The organism is Comamonas sp. GW821-FHT11H03 (genome assembly GCF_058807955.1).
Genome location: NZ_JBXARF010000004.1, coordinates 39,910 through 56,569, shown reverse-complemented (window position 1 = coordinate 56,569; position 16,660 = coordinate 39,910). Strand labels below are relative to the sequence as shown.

Annotated in this window: 9 protein-coding genes; 7 read left to right on the top strand and 2 right to left on the bottom strand. The window is 61.8% G+C overall.

Annotated features, from left to right (window positions below; all coding sequences use genetic code 11):
• The first annotated feature begins 11 nt into the window (after positions 1 to 11).
• Genes AC1RTQ_RS10620 through AC1RTQ_RS10610 form a run of 3 tightly spaced genes read left to right on the top strand, consistent with a single transcriptional unit; the run spans position 12 to position 5,932 of the window.
• Positions 12 to 1,310, top strand: coding sequence for an efflux RND transporter periplasmic adaptor subunit (locus AC1RTQ_RS10620; RefSeq protein WP_492875566.1), 1,299 nt, complete (start codon positions 12 to 14; stop codon positions 1,308 to 1,310).
• Positions 1,311 to 1,328: 18 nt separating this feature from the next.
• Positions 1,329 to 4,496 (top strand): efflux RND transporter permease subunit, encoded by a 3,168-nt coding sequence (locus AC1RTQ_RS10615; RefSeq protein WP_492875564.1) that lies wholly within the window; start codon positions 1,329 to 1,331, stop codon positions 4,494 to 4,496.
• An 11-nt stretch (positions 4,497 to 4,507) separates the two neighbouring features.
• On the top strand, positions 4,508 to 5,932 hold the full coding sequence (locus tag AC1RTQ_RS10610; RefSeq protein ID WP_492875562.1) for an efflux transporter outer membrane subunit: 1,425 nt from the start codon (positions 4,508 to 4,510) through the stop codon (positions 5,930 to 5,932).
• Positions 5,933 to 6,058: 126 nt separating this feature from the next.
• Here the strand turns inward: AC1RTQ_RS10610 and AC1RTQ_RS10605 are convergent, their stop codons facing one another.
• Positions 6,059 to 6,697: a TetR/AcrR family transcriptional regulator gene (locus AC1RTQ_RS10605; protein ID WP_302090394.1), complete on the bottom strand. Its 639-nt coding sequence runs from the start codon at positions 6,695 to 6,697 to the stop codon at positions 6,059 to 6,061.
• A 170-nt stretch (positions 6,698 to 6,867) separates the two neighbouring features.
• Positions 6,868 to 7,368: a flavodoxin family protein gene (locus tag AC1RTQ_RS10600; RefSeq protein WP_492875560.1), complete on the bottom strand. Its 501-nt coding sequence runs from the start codon at positions 7,366 to 7,368 to the stop codon at positions 6,868 to 6,870.
• Between the two features lie 551 nt (positions 7,369 to 7,919).
• Between AC1RTQ_RS10600 and AC1RTQ_RS10595 the strand changes: the two genes are divergently transcribed.
• The 4 genes from AC1RTQ_RS10595 to AC1RTQ_RS10580 all read left to right on the top strand — a co-directional run bounded on the left by AC1RTQ_RS10595 (position 7,920) and on the right by AC1RTQ_RS10580 (position 16,597).
• Positions 7,920 to 11,060, top strand: coding sequence for a bifunctional diguanylate cyclase/phosphodiesterase (locus AC1RTQ_RS10595; protein WP_492875558.1), 3,141 nt, complete (start codon positions 7,920 to 7,922; stop codon positions 11,058 to 11,060).
• 51 nt (positions 11,061 to 11,111) lie between these two features.
• The gene (locus AC1RTQ_RS10590) at positions 11,112 to 11,441 is read left to right on the top strand and encodes a YnfA family protein (protein WP_302090396.1); all 330 of its coding nucleotides are present in this window, start codon (positions 11,112 to 11,114) and stop codon (positions 11,439 to 11,441) included.
• Between the two features lie 251 nt (positions 11,442 to 11,692).
• Positions 11,693 to 15,220 carry a chromosome segregation protein SMC gene (smc, locus tag AC1RTQ_RS10585; RefSeq protein WP_492875556.1) on the top strand — a complete coding sequence of 1,176 codons (3,528 nt, stop codon included), beginning with the start codon at positions 11,693 to 11,695 and terminating at the stop codon, positions 15,218 to 15,220.
• Positions 15,221 to 15,256: 36 nt separating this feature from the next.
• Positions 15,257 to 16,597 (top strand): cell division protein FtsZ, encoded by a 1,341-nt coding sequence (locus AC1RTQ_RS10580; protein WP_492875554.1) that lies wholly within the window; start codon positions 15,257 to 15,259, stop codon positions 16,595 to 16,597.
• The last annotated feature ends 63 nt before the right edge of the window (positions 16,598 to 16,660 follow it).

The window sequence follows — 16,660 nt, the reverse complement described above, 5'->3', positions numbered from 1 at the left end:
CCGTTCCACGTATGAAGATTGACCAGCCCGCTTCGCCGAGACCGCGCCGAGAGGCGCATTTTTCTTGCCTCCCCGGGGCAGGCCGGCAGGGTCATCACCAGCAGCGCTGGACGCTGGCTGTGGGGGCCATGCTGATCGCCGCAGCGCTGGCGGGCTGCTCCAAGCCCGAGGCGGAGCAAAAAGGCCCGGTCAAGTCCGACCCCAAGGTCGGCGTGCTCACCTTGCAGTCGCAAAGCCAGCAGCTGGATGCCAGCCTGCCAGGGCGTACCCGTGCCTTCATGACGGCCGAAGTACGCCCCCAGGTTTCGGGCATCATTCAGCAGCGTTTGTTCACCGAAGGCGCTCAGGTCAAACAGGGTCAGCAGCTCTATCAGATCGATGCCGCATCGCTGAAGGCTGCCGAGGCGAGTGCAGCAGCCGCCGTGGCCAAGGCTGAAGCCAGCCAGCGCACGCTGGCGGCAACGGCGCGGCGCAATGCCGAGCTGGTCAAGATCGACGCGATCAGCAAGCAGGCCTTTGACGAAAGCCAGGCGGCGGCCGCCCAGTCCGCTTCGGACGTGGCCGTGGCCAAGGCCAATCTGGAAACAGCACGCATCAATCTCAAGTACAGCCGCATCGAGGCTCCCATCAGTGGCCGCATCGCGCTGTCTGCCGTCACGCCGGGCGCGCTGGTCACGGCCAATCAGGCCACGGCGCTCACCACCATCGTGCAGCTCGACCCCATGTATGTGGACTTCACCCAGTCCAGCACCGATCTGATGCAGCTCAAGCGTGATCTGGAGTCCGGCCGCTACCAGAAGGTGGAAGGCAACAAGATTCCCGTGCGCATCCAGCTCGACGACGGCAGCGACTACCCGCATCAGGGCAAGCTGGCCTTTGCGGGCGTGATCGTCAACGACACCACCGGCACGCTGACCCTGCGCGCCGAGGTGCCCAATCCCGACGGCATGCTCATGCCCGGCATGTATGTGAAGGCCTTGCTGCCGACGGCTCTGGCACCCGATGCCTTGCTGGTGCCGCAGCAGTCGGTAACCCGCGACCTGACCGGACGTGCCAATGTCATGGTCGTCAAGGATGGCGATGTGGTTGAAAAGCGCGATGTCGAGCTCGATCGCGCCGTGGGTGCTTTCTGGTTGCTCAAGACGGGCCTGAAAGCCGGCGAGCGTGTGATGGTGGATGGCTTTCAGCGCATCAAGCCCGGCGACAAGGTCCAGACCGTGGAGGTGGATCTGAAGGCCAAGGCCGAGCGCAAGAGCCAGCGTGGCGAGCCGCCTGTCCAGGCCGCTGCCGATGCGCCTGCCAAGAAGTAAGCAAGGCAGGCGACATACATGGCTCAGTTCTTCATCAACCGGCCCATCTTCGCGTGGGTCATCGCCATCATCATCATGCTGGCCGGGGCTTTGTCGATCAAGCTGCTGCCACTGGAGCAGTACCCCGAGATCGCTCCGCCCCGCGTGACCATCGGCGCCCAGTACACGGGTGCTTCGGCCGAGACGGTCGAAAACTCGGTGACGCAGATCATCGAGCAGCAGATCAAGGGCATCGACAACATGCTCTACATGAGCTCGACCAGCAATGCGTCGGGTCAGGCTCGCATCACGCTGACCTTTGCTCCGGGCACCAATGTCGACGTGGCGCAGGTGCAGGTCCAAAACAAGATTCAGGGCGCGGTCAACCGCCTGCCGGACTCCGTGAAGACGCGCGGCGTCTTCATCAACAAGGGCGGCCAGGATTTTCTGGTCACCTACAGTTTTTATTCGCCCGATGAAGATGTGACCGCCGTGGACATCGGCGACTACATCAACAGCAATCTGGTGGACATCATCGGGCGCATCGAAGGTGTCGGTGACATCAACGTCTTCGGCACGCCCTATGCGATGCGCATCTGGATGGACCCGGCCAAGATGGAGAAGTACGGGCTGATTCCGTCCGATCTGAGCAATGCGCTCAACGCGCAAAATGCCCAGGTATCCGCAGGTCAGCTGGGAGCCTTGCCTGCGGTGCAGAACCAGCAGCTGAATGCCACCATCACGGCGCGCACCAAGCTCAAGACCGTGGAGCAGTTCGAGAGCATCGTGCTCAAGTCTTCGAATGACGGCTCTGTCGTCACCATCAAGGACGTGGCCCGGGTGGAACTGGGCGCCGACAATCTGTCCATCCAGGCCAAGCTCAACGGCATGCCGGGCGCAGGCATGGGCATCATCTTGGCCGACGGTGCCAACGCCATGGCGGTGTCGGATGCAGTGGCCGCCAAGCTGGCCGAGCTCAAGCCCTTCTTTCCCAACCAGATCGACTATTTCGTGAGCTCGGACTCCACGCCCTTTGTGCGGGCCTCGATCAGCGAAGTGGTGCATGCGCTGGGCGAGGCCATGGTGCTGGTGGTGATCGTGATGTTCGTGTTCCTGCAGAACTTCCGCGCCACGCTGATCCCCGCCATTGCCGTGCCGGTGGTTCTGCTGGGCACCTTCGGCGTGCTGTCCGTGGCGGGCTTCTCCATCAATACCCTGACCATGTTTGCCATGGTGCTGGCCATCGGCCTGCTGGTGGACGATGCCATCGTGGTGGTCGAGAACGTGGAGCGGGTGATGCACGAGACAGGCAAGTCTCCCAAGGAGGCGACGCGCCAGTCCATGAAGGAAATCACGCCTGCGCTGGTCGGCATCGGGGTCACGCTGTCGGCGGTGTTCGTGCCCATGGCCTTTTTTGGCGGCTCCACGGGTGTGATCTATCGCCAGTTCTCCATCACCATCGTGGCGGCCATGGCGCTGTCCGTATTCGTGGCGCTGACGCTGACGCCGGCGCTGTGCGCGACGCTTCTGAAGGCCCCGGATCTCAGTCACGGAGATGGCCACGAGCGTCCCATACGCTCCGGGGTTCTGGGCATCAACGACCGGTTCTTCCGCTGGTTCAACCGCAATTTCGATGCGGCTGCCAACCGCTACCAGAGCACGGTGGCCTTCAGCCTGGGCCGGGCCAAGCGCATGATGCTGATCTTCCTGGCCGTGCTGGCCGCAGTCTGGTTGCTGATGGCCAAGCTGCCCACCTCGTTTCTGCCTGACGAGGACCAGGGCTTTGTCTATGTCAACGTCAATCTGCCGTCTGGCGCTTCGGACGCCCGTCTGCAGGAGGTCCTGGACCAGGTGCGCGAATATCTGGCCAAGCAGCCGGATGTGATCAGTTTCAACCAGGTTTCCGGCCTCAACGGCGACCAGAGTTCTGCGCGCGGCTTCATTCGCCTGAAGCCCTGGAGCATGCGGCCTCTGCCTTCGCAATCGGCCGCAGCCATTGCGAACAAGGCGACCCGGGAGCTGGCCGGCATCCGCGATGCCCGTGTGCAAGTGGTGCTGCCGCCTGCAGTGCGCGGCCTGGGTTCGAGCTCGGGCTACAACTTCATGATCAAGGACATCAACGGTGTGGGCCATGAAGCGCTGCTCGCCGCGCGTGATCAGGTACTTGGCGAAATGCGTGCCAACAATCTGCTGACGGCTGTGCGCACCACCAATCTGGAAGACGCCAGCGAGCTGCGCGTGGATGTGGATGACCGCAAGGCTGCCGCTCTGGGGCTGGCGTACACCGATATCAACAGCGTGCTCTCCAGCGCCATGGGCGGCACCTATGTGAACGACTTCCTGAACAACGGTCGCGTCAAGCGTGTCTACATCATGGGTGATGCGCAGTACCGCATGCTGCCCAGCGATATTGCCAAATGGACGGTGCGCAACAACAAGGGCGAGATGGTGCCTTTCGGAGCCTTCTCCAAAACCTACTGGGCCTACGGCTCGCCCCAGCTGCTGCGCTATAACGGCAGCCCTGCCTATGAGTTTGAAGGCCGTGCTGCAGCGGGCATCAGCTCGGGTACCGCCATGGAGACGGTGGAAGACATCTTGAAGAAGCTGCCCAACGGCATTGCCTACGAATGGACGGGAGCCTCCTTGCAGGAGCGCCAGTCCGGTGCGCAGGCGCCCATGCTGTATGCCATCTCGATTCTGTTCGTCTTCCTGTGCCTGGCCGCACTCTATGAAAGCTGGACGGTGCCGCTGTCGGTGATGCTGGCTGTGCCGCTGGGTGTGGTGGGCGCGCTGCTGGCGACCTATACGCGCGGCCTGACCAACGACGTGTATTTCCAGGTCGGCCTGCTCACCACCGTAGGTCTCGCGGCAAAGAACGCGATCCTGATCGTGGAGTTTGCGGTGCAGCTGCAGGAGCAAGGCAAGAAGCTGTTCGATGCGACGGTGGAAGCCGTGCGTCTGCGTCTGCGTCCCATCCTGATGACTTCTCTGGCCTTTGGTTTCGGTGTGATTCCGCTGGCCATCGGCACCGGCGCAGGTGCTGGTGGCCGCAATGCCATCGGCACGGCCGTGCTGGGCGGCATGGTGGCATCGACGGTGCTGGGCATCTTCCTGGTGCCGGTGTTCTTCCTGCTGGTGCGCAGCTGGTTCAAGAGCCACTCGCGCAGCGATGAGGCGCATGACGTCAACAAGGAGAGCGCAGCATGAGGCGCCTGAGCATGAAATTTTCGACCATGGCGGCCGCTGCGGTGACGGCCTTGCTGGCGGGATGCAATCTGGCGCCGGTCTATAAAACGCCTGATCTGCCCGTGCCCGAGACCGTCTCCGGCAATGCCATCCCGGCCCAGGCCAGCGAGGCGGCGCTGCAACAGGCCCAGGCTCTGCAATGGCTGCACTCGCCGCAGCTGCGCGAGGTGGTGGCGCTGGCGCTGAGCAACAATCGCGATCTGCGCGTTGCGCTGGAAAACATCGAGAAGGCCCGGGCCCAGTACGGCATCACCAGAGCCGACCTGCTGCCGGGCATCACTGCCCAGGCGCAGAGCAATCGCACGCGCACTGCAGGCGATCTGACGACGGCCGGGCGTTCCAGCATCACCGAGCAATACACGGCCCAGCTGGGTTTCGCCAGCTACGAGTTGGACCTGTGGGGGCGCATCCGCAATCTGAGCGAAGCCTCGCTGCAGCAGTTTCTGCAAAGCCAGGACAACCAGCGCAATGTGCAGATCGGTCTGGTGGCCGATGTGGTCAATGCCTGGCTGACGCTGGCTGCCGATCAGGCGCGCCTGCAGCTGGCCAAGGACACGCTGGACAGCCGCATCAAGGCTTTCGAGCTGACAAGGCGCATGTATGAGCTGGGCTCGACCTCCGGCCTGGTGCTGGCCCAGAACCAGACCACGGTCGATACGGCGCGCGGTGATGTGGCCAGTTATACCTCTCAGGTCGACAGAGATCGCAATGCCCTGCAACTGCTGGTGGGCGGCTCGGTACCTGCACAACTGCTGCCCACCGCCCAGACCCTGACGGGCGCGGCAGACACGGCGGCTCTCAAGGCTGTGCCTGTGCCTCTGCCCTCATCGGTGCTGCTCAGGCGCCCGGATGTGCAGGCTGCGGAGCGCAATCTGCAGGCCATGAATGCCAATATTGGCGCAGCCAGAGCGGCGCTGTTTCCCAGCATCACGCTCACCGGCAGTGTCGGTTCTGGAAGCAACGAGCTGGACCGCCTGTTCGGCAACAACAACAGCACCTGGAGTTTCATCCCTCTGGTCAAGCTGCCGATTTTTGATGGCGGGCGCAACCGCGCCAATGTGCAAGTGGCCGAAAGCAATCAGCGCATTGCGCTGAGTCAGTACGAGAAGTCCGTGCAGACCGCCTTCAAGGAGGTGGCGGATGTGCTGGCCGACCGCGCCCAGTGGGATGAGCGGCTGGCCGCCCAGACCAGCATGGTGGCCAATACGCAAAAAGCCTTCGATTTGTCGAATGCTCGCTTCAAGGCCGGCGTGGACAACTATCTGACGGTGCTGGATGCGCAGCGCAGCCTCTATACCGCGCAGCAGACCTTGATAGGCCTGCGCCTGTCGGAGCAACTCAACCGGGTGACCTTGTGGAAGGCATTGGGTGGGGAAGAGGCCGCACAGCCGGTTTGATGGAGGCAACTCGCTCCAGAAACAAAGCCGCAGCCCGAAAGACTGCGGCTTTGTTTTTGATAGCTACTATCGCTTTGCCAGTAAGCGATTAGGCCGGATTTCATTGAAATTCCGGCGCGCCAACACTCAAGGCATCTTGAACAGCAGAGCCACCTGAAGCCGGAACAGGGTCCCGGCATTCATGGGAACTTCGGGGTGAATCACGGTGTTGTTCATCATGGCCAGCCACAGAGGCGCGAGCAGCAACTCCGGATGCTGCACCAGCTCGGGTGCCTTGAGCTCGTTGCGTTGGGCGGCCAGCTGCGCGAGCCGGGTGAAATGCTCGAGCAAGGCGTCGTGGACGTAGCGGCGATACATCTGCGCCAGCAGCGGAAACTCCAGGCCTTCGGCGACGACCAGTCTGGCCGTGGCAGAGCGGCCGCTGCTGTCAATGACCTCAGCCGCGGCGCCCACGGTGCGCAGAAGATACTCGCCCACCGATTCATGCTCGTGCATGGGACTGGACTGCAAGGCCACGGCGGCCGAGGCGATATGTGTCTGGATGACGGCTTCGAACAGGGCTTCCTTGCTGTCGAAATAGCGAAACAGCGTGACCTTTGACAGTCCTGCGCGCTGTGCCACCGAAGCCGTGGTGCCACGCGCATAGCCGTGTTCCAGAAATTCTGCAAACGCAGCCGCCACGATGGAGCGGCGCGTGGCCTGAGTCTTTTGCGGACTGGGGCCGCGAGGCGTGCGCTTGGGACGTGCGGTGTCTGGTTCAATCATGGACGCAAGAGCTGGTGAAGTCGCAGACTATGCCTGCTTTGGGGGCGCGCATCGGGGAAAAGCATGTGCGCGCAATGATGGCACATTTATACAAGCCGATTCGAAGGCCCCATTCTTGCCCTTGTCTGGAGTCTGTCCTGTCCAGAATGATGCGGGTAAACCCTGGTTTTCTAGAAAATGCCCAAGGCCAGCCCCGTGGCCAGTGATTGCCCCAATTCTTCGCAGCGCTGCAAATCGGCGGCCTGTATCTGTTTGGGGGCGAGTATGGCCTCCGGTGTCTGGGCATGGGTGCAGACGATGAGTGGCTCTGCCACGGCCTTCAGACGCCAGCCGGTGGCAATGCGCTCCATCTGCCTAGCTGCGTTATGACCGTCACTGCCCGCACAGACCAGACTGGCATAGGGGCGGCCCTGTATCCGGTCGAGCACGCCGTAATAGCTTCGGTCGAAAAAATCCTTCATCAGGCCGCTGATGGCGGCCAGATTCTCCGGAGTCGCAAACAGATAGCCCTGGGCTTGCAGCAGGTCTTGAGGGCCCGCGTCGGTCGCGTGCAGCAAGCGGACCTGGACGGCGGCTTCCTGGCGCGCACCAGCACTGGCTGCTTCGACCATCTGGAGTGTGCCGCCCGTCAGGGAGTGGTAGACGATCAACAGGGTCGGGCGTTGGGGCATGGTTGCTTTATTGCCGGTGGCAAACCACAGGTGCCTGCACGCGGGAATAACCGGGTAGGGCGCTGCGGTTCTGCATAATTGTTGCTAAAAAGATACGGATTATCGTGGTTTGTAATGCGGCCTGAATGGGACTAAGCTCCGACAAATATTGACATTTGTCAATTTTGCGACCCGAAGTTGCTCTTGATTTTGCAGCGCTTTGTATTGGGTACACAAGCTTATGCCTATGATTTGATCTAAATCTAGATGCAATCATGCCAAGCCTTTCAGGGTAATCACTTGGTGTGAATGTTCTTTGGATGTAGGTTTGCTCCTACAAACTATGTCGATCCTCATGTTGGCTCATGGTGCCGCAGCCTTTGCTGAAAGGCGCCACTGCCGACTGGAGCCATCTCGCAACTCAGTAATCTTGTGTTTTTTGCATGTCGCAATTCGCAACTCAGCCAGTGATGAAAGTGCGTAAACCCTGGTTGGCGCTGCTGGCATTGGGTTTTGGAATTTCCTGTGGCGGTTTGGGGGGCTGGATGCTCCATCAACGCCAGGAGTCGCGCATGCAACAGCGCTTGCAGCTCAGTGCCGATATGGCGATACGAGCTCTGGAGCAACGCCTGGGTAGCTATGACCGTCTGCTCGTCAAGCTCGCCGAGCAAATGGGCAGCAATGCGGATGCGGGCCAGCAGGTGTTTGCCCAGCATGCCCATGCTCTGCTCAGTCAGGATAGTCTGGTGGGGCTGCAGGCCCTGAGTCTGACCCGTGCAGTGACTGCGGAGCTGCACACCGATCTTGCGCGTGATTCACAGGCCTTCGAGGTTTCCTACGTCTGGCCGCTGATAGGCAACGAGGCACTGGCGGGAAGCAACGCGCGTCAGCCGGCGGCGGCATTTCATTCCTTGATGCAGGCATGGAACTCTCGCCAGATGTCGATATCGGCTCCATTTCGCTTTCTGCAACTGCCCGATAGCCCCAAGGGCGTGGTGTTGCAGGCTCCGTTGTGGACTGAAGCAGAGGAGGGGGGCGCCGCCGCTATCGGGGAATCTTCCCGAAAGCCGCTCGGAACGCTCAATGCACGGATCCGTCTGGGCGAATTTGCGAGGGGGCTGGTTCCGGCCAACCTCTACCCTCAGGTAGCCTTCAAGCTGGTGGATCTCAGCCCAGCCGATCCATCGCCAAAGGCCGGTGGGGACCACAAGAGACTGAGCACGCCGCTGTCGATGCTTGCCGGTGGTTCGGAGATTTTATTCACTGGCTCACTGTGGGCGGAGGCGGAAACCCATCCCGAATTTGCCTTGATCAAGCCGCTGGAGCGGCAGATACAGGTGTATGACCGCATCTGGTCGCTGCAGTTCAAGCCCGCGCTCAGCACTCAGAGACGGCTTGAGCGGTATCTGCCCTGGCTGGTATTGAGCCTGGGCCTGCTGGCGGGGCTGCTGCTGGCTGCCTGGGTCTCGGGCTGGTGGCAAAGCCGCTGGAGCTGGAGCCGGCGCCTCAAGTTCAGTGCTCAGGCAAGGCAGGAGAGTGATGCGCGCTTTCATGCCATGTGCGAGCAGGCTGCCATGGGCGTGCTCGAGCTTGATATCGCCACGCGCAGCGTACTCAAGGTCAACCAGCATTTCTGTCGGTTGCTGGGCTATGAGACCCAGGAAATTCACAGACGCAGCGTGCTGGAGCTGGTCATGCCCGAAGACCAGGCGCACTGTGCGCAACTGCTTGAAGGACTGGACTTGCAGCAGTTCCAGCACAACGCGGGCGAGTATTGCCTGCGTTCCAAGGAGGGCGCGCCAGTCTGGGTTGAACTCAATGCGTTTCTGACCGGACGTCATGAATCCCGGCGCCTGCAGGTGCTGGTGCAGGACATCAGCGGGCGCAAGCGCCTCGAGCAGATGGAGCGGCTGGGTCATCAGCAGTTGCGCAATCTCATGCAAAGACTTCCGGTGGGTCTGGTCATGGAGGATCTGGATGGGCGCCTGGTCTACTGGAACGAAGAGTTTCTGCGTCTGGCCGGCCATGGGGGCAAGCCCAGCGTATCAACCCAGCAGTGGTGGGAGCGCATGTTCCCCGATGCCGCTGAGCGCGAGCGCGTCATCCAGCGCTGGGAAGTCGCCAGGGCTCAGGCCCGCCGGACGTTGCAGCTGAGCCAATCCGAGCGTGCCGACGGTGTGCAGGCTCAGTGGGACGAGCTAGCCACCGAGGCGTCGGCTTGCATGGTGTCTGCGCAGACATTGATGCTCAGGGGGATAGACGGTCTGCGACGTCCGGTTGCGGTCAGTGCCGTGTTGCAAGCCGAGGGGTGCTTGATGGTGCTGCAGGATCAGAGCCAGCGTATGGCGGCCGAGCAGGAGGTCCGCCGTCTGGCCTTCTATGACGCCTTGACTGGTCTGCCCAACCGGCGCCTGCTGGCTGATCGGCTGCAACAGGCTCTGGCCGTGGCGCAACGCAAGGCGCATTTTGGTGGTGTGGTGCTGCTGGATATCGATAACTTCAAAGCCTTCAACGAGACCTATGGTCTGGATCAGGGCGATTTGCTGCTGCAGTCGATGAGTCAGCGCATCCGTGGTCTGCTTCCTTCAGGGGCCACGATTGCTCGCCAGGGCGGCGATGATTTTGTACTGCTGATCGAGGACCTTGGCAGCGATTCCGTCGCGGCTGCCGCCAGGCTGGAGCAGCAGGCCGACCAGTGGCTGAGCCGATTGCGTGAGCCCATAGAGATCGTCGGTATTCCGCGCTCCATCACCGTCAGCATGGGCCTGAGCCTGTTTGGCGAGGCAGAACTGACGGGTGAAGAGGTACAGCGCCGCGCTGAAATGGCCATGTACCAGGCCAAGAGTCAGGGGCGCAATGTCAGTTGCTTCTTTGACCCACAACTGCAATCGGCGCTGCAGGAGCGCCGTACGCTTGAGCAGGACATGCGTGCCGGTCTGCAGGCCGGTGAGTTCGAGCTGTTCTATCAACCCCAGGTGGAGATGGGCAAGGTGATTGGCGCCGAAGGACTGCTGCGCTGGAAGCATCCTGAAAAAGGCTTCGTCCCCCCTGCACATTTCATTCCGCTGGCCGAGGAAACCGGCGTCATCCTGCCCCTGGGCGACTGGGTGCTGCAGGCCGCCTGCCAGCAACTGGCGAAATGGGCCAAGCACCCCCGCTATGCGCAACTGGTGCTCTCGGTCAACGTCAGTCCCAAGCAGTTCCATCAAAGCGGATTTGTCGAGCAGGTGCTCAAGGCGCTTGCCGAGCATGGGGCCGATGCGCGTCGGCTCAAGCTGGAGCTGACCGAAGGCATGCTGGTCTCCGACGTGGACGACACCATCGCCAAGATGATGCGTCTGAAGTCCTACGGCATCGGATTTTCGCTGGACGACTTTGGCACCGGCTACTCCTCGCTGTCCTATCTGAAACGGCTGCCGCTGGATCAGCTCAAGATCGATCGCAGCTTTGTGCGTGACGTGCTGACCGATCCCAATGACGCGGCCATTGCCCGCACCATTGTGGCTCTGGCCAAGAGCCTGAGTCTGCATGTGATCGCCGAAGGCGTGGAGACCCAGGCGCAGTGTCGTTTTCTCGAAGGCATACGCTGCTATGCGTGGCAAGGCTATCTGATGAGTCCGCCCGTGCCGGTCAGCGAGTTCGAGAGTCTGGTCACCAATGGCAATGTGCCGGGATCTCCGATGCCAGCTCTCAGTCCGGTGTCCATGCGTTGAGGCAGTTCATGCTCTCTACAATGCCCGCATTTCGCTGTGTGAGAGATTGAATTGCCTGAAATCAAGACCCTGCTGCTATTTGTCCTGACCGCCGTGGCGGAGATTGTGGGCTGCTACTTGCCCTGGCTCTGGCTCAAGCAAGGCGGCAGTGGCTGGCTGCTGCTGCCCGCTGCGGTCAGTCTGGCCTTGTTTGTCTGGCTGCTGACTTTGCATCCCTCGGCCTCTGGTCGTATCTACGCGGCCTACGGCGGCATCTACATCAGCGTGGCGCTTCTGTGGCTGTGGCTGGTGGATGGCATCAAACCCAGCGCCTGGGATATGGCTGGGGTGGCCGTCTGTCTGCTGGGGGCGGGCCTGATCGCTTTTCAGCCGCGCGCTTGAGGCGCTCGCTGCTCTCTTGTCGGATCAGAATCACCCCAATCCCTTGCCAATCCAGCGCAGGCAGCTATGGTTTGCGTGTATACAGCAATCTTGGCTGACGAGGGGGCAGGCCGCGTTATGATTCCCGCCTGTTGACGGTTGCGAGCAAGAACAGGGCTTTTTCAAGTTTTGCGTTTGTGCAACCGCTTTTGCCGTTTTTCTTTCCCAATCACAAGCCTTTGCTGGCCAGCCTCTAGACCGACACCGACACCGTGCGCCTGAATTCCATCAAGCTCTCCGGCTTCAAATCCTTTGCCGAGCCCACCAATTTCATTTTGCCGGGGCAGATGGTCGGCGTGGTGGGACCCAACGGTTGCGGCAAGTCCAACATCATGGATGCGGTGCGCTGGGTGCTGGGAGAGAGCAAGGCCAGCGAGCTGCGTGGCGAGTCCATGCAGGACGTGATCTTCAACGGCACCACCCATCGCAAACCTTCCAGTCGTGCCAGCGTGGAGCTGACCTTCGACAACAGCGACCACCGTGCGGGCGGTCAGTGGGGGCAGTTTGGCGAGATCGCCGTCAAGCGCGTGCTCACGCGCGAGGGCAATAGCAGCTACTTCATCAACAACCAGCCCGTGCGTCGTCGCGACGTTCAGGACGTGTTTCTGGGTACGGGGCTGGGACCGCGTGCCTACGCCATCATCGGCCAGGGCACGATCAGCCGCATCATCGAGTCGCGCCCCGAAGAGCTGCGCCTGTTCCTCGAAGAAGCGGCCGGGGTTTCCAAGTACAAGGAGCGTCGTCGTGAGACGGAAAACCGCCTCTCGGCCACGACCGAGAACCTCACCCGTGTGGAAGACATTCTGCGCGAGCTCAATGCCAATCTGGACAAGCTGGAAAAGCAGGCCGAAGTTGCGGCCAAGTACAACGGCCTGAACGCCCAGGTCACGCTCAAGCAGCACCAATTGTGGTTCATGAAGCGGGCCGATGCCGAAGCTGAGCAGGACCGCGTGCGCATCGAAGGCCTCAAGGTCGTCAACGAGCTTGAAGAGCGCATGGCCGATATCCGCAACAACGAGAGCGGGCTCGAGACGCTGCGCCAGTCGCACTACGACGCCAGCGATCAGGTCAACCAGGCCCAGAGCAAGCTCTACGAAGCCACTGCCGAGGTCGGCAAGCTGGAGGCCGAAATCCGCTATGTGGTCGAAGGCCGCCAGCGCGTGCAACTGCGTCTGCAGCAACTGGCCGAGCAACTGCTGCTGTGGAGCAGCCGCAGCGAAGAGGCACAGGGCGAGATCGAGAACATCGAAGGCGCGGGCATGGATGCCGAAGAGCAGGCCGAGATGCTGGCTGCCCAGCTCGAGGAGCAAAGCACCCGCCTGCCTGATCTGGAGGATTCTCTGCATAAGGCGCAGAAAGCCGATGCAGACCAGCGCAACTCGGTGGTGCAGGTGCAGCAGCAGATTCAGGTGCTGGCCGCCGAGCAGCGCAGTCTCGATGAGCAGCGCCGCCAGTTTGAAACCCGTTATGAACGTTTGCGGGCCGACCGCAATGCACTGGAAACGCCGGACGAAGCGCGTCTGAACAATCTGCAGGTACAACTGGCCGAGGCGCAGGAGCTGGCCGAGATGGCCGATGCTGTCCTCAATGAGTTGCAGGACAGCGTGCCGCAACTCGACGAGGACAGGCGCGCACGCCAGCAGGCCGTGAATGCCGAAAACAGTCGTCACGCCGATCTGTCTGCGCGGCTGGATGCGCTCAAGGCCTTGCAGGAAAAGGTCAAGACCGATGGCAAGCTTCAGCCCTGGCTGGCCAAGCATGGGTTGGACGGCATGCAAGGCCTGTGGAGCCGCATCGCCATCGAGTCGGGCTGGGAAAATGCGCTGGAAGCCGCACTGCGCGAACGTCTGGGTGCGCTGGAAGTGGGTCGCCTCGACATGGTGCGCGGTTTTCTGGGCTCGGGGGGGCAGGACGCTCCGCCGGCCCGGCTGGCCTTCTTTAGCCAGGCTCAGGCAGCCGGTGCTCCGTCAGCTGCGCGCTTTGCGCGTCTCAGTGATCTGCTCAAGATCAATGACGCCGGCCTGCGCGCCGTGCTGGTGGACTGGCTGACGGGTTGCTATACCGCGCCCACGCTCGACGAGGCCCTGACCAAACGCGCCGATCTGCAGGCCGGCGAGACCATTTATGTGCCCACTGGTCATGCGGTGACCGCGCATAGCGTGACCTTTTATGCGCAGGACTCCGAGCAATCGGGGCTGCTGGCGCGGGCGCAGGAAATTGAGCACTTGGAAAAGGAAGTCCGCGCCCAGGCGCTGATCGCCGATGAATCGCGTTCGGCTCTGGTGCGCGCCGAAAGCGCTTATGCCGATGCCTCCCAGCGTCTGGTGTCCGCACGTCGCGAAGCGAGCGAGTCGCAAAGCCGTGCCCATGAGCTGCAGGTCGAGACCCTGCGCCTGTCTCAACTGGCCGAGCAGGCGCGGGCACGCAACGCGCAAATTTCGGCGGATCTGTCCGAAGTTGAAACCCAGCTCTCCGATATCGAAGAGCGCAAGGTTGCCGCCGAGGCACGCTTTGAAGAGCTGGACATGCAGCTGGCCGACAGCCAGGAGCGCCATGCCCAGCTGGGCGATCGCGTGCTGGAGGCCGAGCGCCGCCTGAACGAATCGCGCGAGCAGTTGCGCAGCCTGGAGCGTCAGGCCCAGGAAGCGACCTTCTCGCAGCGCACGCTGCATGCGCGCCGTGCCGAGCTGTCACGCACCATCGAAACCGCCAGCCAACAGGCCAAGTCCCTGGCCGATGAGCAGCAGCGCGCTCAGGACGAACTGGCAAGGCTGTCTGACGCCGCGGCGCAGGGCGGTCTGCAGGATGCACTGGATCTGAAGATGCAGCGCGAAAAAGAGGTTGCCGAGCGCCGCAGCGAATATGAGGATCTGACCAACAAGCTGCGTGCCAGCGACGAGCGCCGCCAGAGCCTGGAAAAGGCACTGGATCCGCTGCGTCAGCGCATCACAGAATTCCAGCTCAAGGAGCAGGCCGCGCGTCTGGGTCTGGAGCAGTACAGCAATCTGCTGACCGAAGCCGAGGCTGATCTGGCTGCTGTGGCTCAGTCGATTGCCGAAGGCAATGTGCGCATGCACGGCCTGCAAGGTGAAATCGACCGCCTGCACCGCGAAATCCAGGCCCTGGGGGCCGTGAATCTGGCCGCGCTGGATGAGTTGAGCCTGGCGCGTGAGCGCAAGACCTTCCTTGATGCGCAGATGGACGATCTGACCAAGGCCATGAATACTTTGGAAGAAGCCATCCGCAAGATCGATGCCGAGACGCGGGATTTGCTGACCGGCACCTTCGACATCGTCAATCGCCATTTTGGCCGCATGTTTCCCGAGCTTTTCGGTGGGGGTCAGGCCAAGCTGGTGATCACCGGCGACGAAATTCTCGATGCCGGGGTACAGGTGATTGCCCAGCCGCCCGGCAAGAAGAACCAGACCATTCACCTGCTCTCGGGCGGCGAGAAGGCGCTGACCGCGATTGCGCTGGTGTTTGCCATCTTCCAGCTCAACCCAGCGCCATTTTGTCTGCTGGACGAGGTGGATGCGCCGCTGGACGATGCCAATACCGAACGTTATGCCAAGCTGGTTTACAGCATGAGCAAGGGAACCCAGTTCCTGTTCATCAGTCACAACAAGATTGCCATGGAGATGGCCGAACAGCTGATTGGTGTGACCATGCAGGAACAGGGCGTTTCACGAATTGTTGCGGTGGACATGGAGTCCGCCCTGTCCATGGCTGAGCTATCCTGAGCCCGGTCATCCCCTATTGAAGAACCGTTTTCTCACATGAGTAACTTGCAAATCAGTCTGGCCGTCCTGGGAGTGGTGCTGTTGGCGCTGATCGTTGCCTACAACTCCTGGACTGCCCGCCGTAACGCGCCCAGGCGGGCCGAGCCTGAGGAAGAAAGCACAGATCCTCAGCGCCTCGAGCCCGGAATGAACACCGTCGGTCATGGTGCGGACCTGACCAAATACCAGCATGAGCCCGTGCTGGGGGATTTCGGCAAGGCCATTCCCGGTACCGAGCCCCTGCAGTTGCCCGAGTCCGCAGGTCGCTTTGCCGAAGCCGATGCCGAGCTGGCCCGTCTGGTAGCGCGCGAAGCCCATGAGGAAGCGCAGCGCCAGGAAGCCCTGGCGGCCGCCCAGCACAAAGCCGAGGAGACAGAGGCTGTGCAAGAGGTGACCGCTCAGCGCACGGATGCGGGCATTGCTGCCGTGACTGAGCAGGCCGCACAAGCAGTGGAGCCCATGCTGACGGATGCTCCTTTGGCAGCGTCGATTCCTCCCGCCCCGTCCGTGGAGCGTCGCGGCCATCTGGATGCGTTGATCGATGCGATTGCTCCGATTACCGTGGCCCAGATTGTTCCTGGTGAAGTGGCCTTGCAGGCCCAGCCCAGCACCCGCCGTGCCGGCAACAAGCCTTTTGCCATTGAAGGCATGAACCAGGACAGCAAGCAGTGGGAGCCGTTGCAGACCGGCCAGCGCTATCTGGGCTTTCAGGCAGGTGTCCAACTGGCCAACCGTACCGGTGCACTCAACGAGATAGAGTTTTCGGAATTCGTCACCAAGGTGCAGCGCTTTGCCGATGCGCTGGGAGCCATGGCCGACGTGCCCAATATGCTCAATGAGGTCTCGCGGGCACGCGAGCTCGATCAGTTCGCCAGCGAGCATGATGCGCAGCTGAGTTTTATGCTGCGTGCGCGTCAGGCATCCTGGAGTGCTGGTTATGTGCAGCAAAATGCCCAGCGCCTGGGCTTTGTCATCACGCCCATGCCGGGCCGCATGGTGCTTGCCTCGCCCATCCAGGGCCTGCCGCCGGTGCTGGTGCTGAACTACGATCCCCAGGCCGCCATGGGCGATGATCTGGATCAGTCAGTCGTGCGCGAATTCCTGCTCAGCCTGGATGTGGCCCAGGTGCCGCGTGGACAGCAGCCGTTTGCGCACCTGCGTCAGGTGGCGGAGCAACTGTGCCAGACCATGGACGGCGTGCTCTGCGACCAGAACGGCTATCTGCTGCCGGTCTCGGCGCTGGACCCGATTCAGCACGATCTGGAGCTGCTCTACGACAAGCTGGACAGCGCGGAGCTGTCGGCCGGCTCACTTCTCGCCAGAAGGCTTTTCAGCTAAAACAAACAGGGCCAACGATGTTGGCCCTGTTTATCTCAGACATTGAATTTCCAGCGGGCAGAG